3 protein-coding genes and 1 pseudogene are annotated in these 3500 nt (G+C 62.8%); 1 reads left to right on the top strand and 3 read right to left on the bottom strand.

Annotation, left to right across the window (positions count from 1 at the left end):
* The 3 genes and pseudogenes from WBR57_RS24190 to efeU all read right to left on the bottom strand — a co-directional run.
* Nucleotides 1-166 (bottom strand): annotated as a pseudogene (locus WBR57_RS24190) (deferrochelatase/peroxidase EfeB); the annotation flags it as partial.
* A 14-nt stretch (nucleotides 167-180) separates the two neighbouring features.
* Nucleotides 181-1383 carry an iron uptake system protein EfeO gene (gene efeO, locus WBR57_RS24185; protein ID WP_424087327.1) on the bottom strand — a complete coding sequence of 401 codons (1203 nt, stop codon included), beginning with the start codon at nucleotides 1381-1383 and terminating at the stop codon, nucleotides 181-183.
* A 10-nt stretch (nucleotides 1384-1393) separates the two neighbouring features.
* A complete protein-coding gene (gene efeU / locus WBR57_RS24180) occupies nucleotides 1394-2239 on the bottom strand; it encodes an iron uptake transporter permease EfeU (protein ID WP_424087325.1) in 846 nt (281 codons plus the stop codon).
* Nucleotides 2240-2407: 168 nt separating this feature from the next.
* Between efeU and WBR57_RS24175 the strand changes: the two genes are divergently transcribed.
* Nucleotides 2408-3430, top strand: coding sequence for an AraC family transcriptional regulator (locus WBR57_RS24175; protein WP_424087323.1), 1023 nt, complete (start codon nucleotides 2408-2410; stop codon nucleotides 3428-3430).
* Nucleotides 3431-3500 lie beyond the last annotated feature (70 nt).

The following is a 3500-nucleotide window of genomic DNA, read 5'->3' as shown; positions in this document are numbered from 1 at the left end:
GGGTCTCGTCACTGCGCGGTGCGGTGGTGACCTGCTCGGCAGCCGCGGCCATGGCCGGGCAGCTCAGGCTGCTGCCGGCAATCGCGGCGCCGGTGGCGGCCATGCCGAGCAGGACACGGCGGCGCTGTGCTGAAAAGTGTGCGGAAAACTGTTCTGAATCACTCATCGGTTAGGTCGTCTTCACTGCAGGCCGGAAAGGCCAAGGGCGGGGTCGATTCCATCGAGTGCAACGGCCAGAGCCTTGGCCTTGTCGGCGATCTGCTTGCGCTGATCGGCGGTAACGCTGTCATACGTGGCATAGCCGTTGTCGACTTTGAAGCCTTGCAGCTCAGTGTCAAAAGCGGCGAGGGCGCTGTCGACTTTCGGCAGCACGTCGGCGGCGGATTTACTCAGCAGCGGGCGCATCAGCTCGACCACCTTGTGCGCCGCTTGCAGGTTGGCGGCAAAACCGTTCAGGTCGACATGGCTGTAGCGTTCCTCTTCACCGCTGATGGCGCGCACGTCCGCCAGGCTGTTGAGGTTGCGCACCACGATGCCGACCAGTTGCTCCGGCGGCAGCGACTGCGCCAGCAGTTGCTGTTTCAGCGTGGTGACGTCGGTGAGCAGGCGCTGCGCAATCGGCGCCAGGCCATCGAGACTGCGTTGCTGGAACAGGCTGTACTCCAGGCGATGGAAGCCGCTGAAGGCCGGGTCCTGCTCGCGCTTTTCAAAGTAGTCGGCACGCGCATTGATCGCGTTGTCCAGCTCGGCCAGGCGCTGCGAGGCCGGGGCCAGGCGCTGGTAAGCCTCGCGGGCGGGTACGTACAGTGCTTGCGCCTGGGCCAGGTCGCCGGCATCGATTGCCTGTTGCAGGGCGGTCACGGCCTTGACCAGGGCGCTGCCCTGGCTGCTCAAGTACACGCGAAACTCCGACAACGGGCCGATAAACGCGACCATCGACGGCTTGGCCTTGGCCTGGGCGTCGGATTCCGCCGTCGGCGTCACATGCAGGGTGCCGCGCGGGTTGCTCAGCAAGCCGCAGGTGATCGCGTAGTCGCCGGGCAGCAGGTTGGCGTTGATCACCTGGCTCAAGCCGGGCGCGATGTTTTCGCGTTCTTCAACCACTAGCACGCCGTCGAGGATTTCCCATTCCACTGCCCTGTCCGAGCGGTTGATGATGCGAAAGCTCGCGCGCCCGGCCGGCACGGTCAGCGCATTCGGTTCGCAGGCATGCCCGTGGATGGTCACTGCGATTTCATCGCGGTTGGTCTGGCGCTTGCTGGCCGCCAGTTGCGAGGCGTAGTAGAACAGGCCACCGGCGGCGATCATCACGACCACCGAGCCTGCCACCGCCCAGCGCAACGCGCGGGCTGGCAGAGCCGGTTGAGGGGTTGGGTTGGACAAGGGTCGGTCCTTACTGGCTGGAAACGGAAGAAGACGTGGCGGCAGGCTTGGCCGGTGCCGCAGGCAGGAAAAACATCACCAGCGCCACCACCAGATAAATCAGGTAGGCACCGAGGGTGCTGATGGTCGGCGCCTCCTGGTAACCGAACATGCCGGCCAGCACCGAGCCCAGCGGGCTGTCCATCGGCAGCGCGGCGCTGAAATCGAACAGCACCGTCTGCCAGTGGTTCCACACGCCGGCTTCGTGCAAGGCCTGCACCGAGTTGGCGAGGATGCCGGCGGCGACTACCAGAATGAACAAGCCGGTCCAGCGGAAAAATGCACCGAGGTTCAGGCGCATGCTGCCGGTGTAGATCAGGAAGCCGACGATGATCGCCAGGATCAGGCCGAGCAGGGCGCCAATCGGCGCGCCTGGGCCTTCGCTCTGCTGAAACACCGCCAGCAGGAAAAATACGGTTTCGAGGCCCTCACGGGCCACGGCGAAAAACACCATCAGGATCAGCGCCGTGACTTGATGCTTGGAGCCGGCCAACGCGTGATCGAGGGACTGGTGAAGGGAATGCTTGATCGAGCGCGCGACCTTGCGCATCCAGAACACCATGGAACTGAGGATGCCCACGGCGACTAAGCCGACGATGCCTTCGAACAATTCCTGCTGCTTTTGCGGGAATTCGGCGCTGACCAATTCCAGGCCGCCACCCACCAGCAGCGCCAGTGCGGCGGCGAGGAACACGCCGATCCACACGGCCGGCATCCATTGGCCGCGGCCGGTCTGCTGCAGGTAGCTGGCGATAATGCCCACGATCAGCGCAGCTTCAATGCCTTCGCGCAGCATGATTAGAAAAGGAACGAGCATTCGCCACCACAGCCTGACTAGATAGGAAGCTAAGTTGTAACATAATGATACTCATTACTAAACAGGCAATCTTGACGTTTACTGAACATAGGCTGAACGGTGGTGACGAAGCGCAACCGCCCTTATGATGCACGCCATCTTGTGTGCGCCCGGAATGCCCAACTGCCCATGTCGGAAAAAGACACCATTTCCATCCACCTCGTGCGCGAAGCCCTGGTGCAGAGCTGTGCGCCCGGTGCGCCCGCCGCCGAGGTGCTGACCAAAGCCGGCATTGATCCGGCCCTGCTGGCCCAGCCGAGCGCACGGGTTTCGGCCACCACCTACGCGCGGCTGTGGCGCCTGCTGGCGCGGCGCATGGACGATGAGTTTTTCGGCATGGACCCACGCAAGCTCAAGTCGGGCAGCCTGGCATTCCTGTGTCGGACAGCCATGGCCCAACCGCAGCTGGGCGCGAGCCTGGAAACCGGCCTGGGATTTTTATCCTTGATGCTCGAACAACTGCCGGCCCAGTTGGTGCGCCAGCAAAGCCTGGCAGAAATCGTGCTGCTGGAGCCTGAGGTCGAGCCAAAACGCGCGTTTACCTACTTCACCTATTGGATGATCGTACACGGCGTGGCCTGCTGGCTGGCCGGGCGGCGCATCCCGATCCTGGCGATTGAACTGCGCGGCCCCCGGCCGGATTTCTGCGATGACTACCAGGTGATGTTTTCCGACAACCTGCGGTTTAATCGGCCACGCACCCGCATGATCTTTTCCGCCGACTGCCTGGACCTGCCGATCAAGCGCAGCGCGGAAGAACTCAAGCGTTTCCTCGCGCATGCGCCGGCTAACATCCTGGTCAAATACCGCGACCCCGACAGCCTGGCCACCCGCATCAAACACGACCTGCGCCAGATGGCACCCGATACCTGGCCAGAAACCGACGGCCTGGCTGCCAGCCATTGCATCTCCGCGTCCACCCTGCGCCGCCGCCTGGCGGAAGAGGGGCAGACTTACCAGGGCCTCAAGGACAGCGTGCGCAAGGAGCTGGCGATTGTGTGGCTGGCCGAGCCGCAGATCAGCTTTGCCGAGATTGCCGAGCGGTTGGGGTTCGCCGATACGAGTTCGTTCTACAAGGCGTTTCGTAAGTGGTCAGGGTCGAATCCTGGGCACTATCGCAGCCTGATTCTCAATGACGACAACCGCTCCTGACAGATACTGGAACCTACTCAGTAGCCCTTTTCCCAAAGTCAAAAAAGCCACGTAAATCCAGCCGGAAACT

The sequence above is a fragment of the Pseudomonas sp. genome (assembly GCF_049590575.1).
Classification (GTDB): Bacteria; Pseudomonadota; Gammaproteobacteria; order Pseudomonadales; family Pseudomonadaceae; genus Aquipseudomonas.
This window is presented reverse-complemented; position numbering and strand designations above follow the sequence as displayed.